The 257-nt window shown below is 50.6% G+C and carries 1 protein-coding gene; it reads right to left on the bottom strand.

Annotation, left to right across the window (positions count from 1 at the left end; all coding sequences use genetic code 11):
* The coding region (locus SB772_RS42980) for a sulfatase-like hydrolase/transferase (RefSeq protein ID WP_410838893.1) at positions 1-257 on the bottom strand (257 nt) is incomplete at both ends.

Genomic DNA, 257 nt, shown 5'->3' with positions numbered 1-257 from the left:
AAGCTCTTCAAACTTTTTCCACGCTTCATCGAGAACGGTATCGTCGTAGAATCCCCAGTCGTTGCGATAGTGCGGGTCGGCTACCACGCTTTTCAGCTCTTCTGAGCCGTATAAGTGGTCGAAGCCATGCGACTTCAGGAACACATCTTTACCGGCAAAACGCAGATTCGCGCCCTGCACGAAATAGTTCTGATAACCCGAGTTTTTCAGGATATCTCCCAGACAGATGTTCTGCGGGAAGAAGCTGGAGACAGAGG

The sequence above is a fragment of the Paraburkholderia sp. SIMBA_030 genome (genome assembly GCF_046535245.1).
Classification (GTDB): Bacteria; Pseudomonadota; Gammaproteobacteria; order Burkholderiales; family Burkholderiaceae; genus Paraburkholderia.
This window is presented reverse-complemented; position numbering and strand designations above follow the sequence as displayed.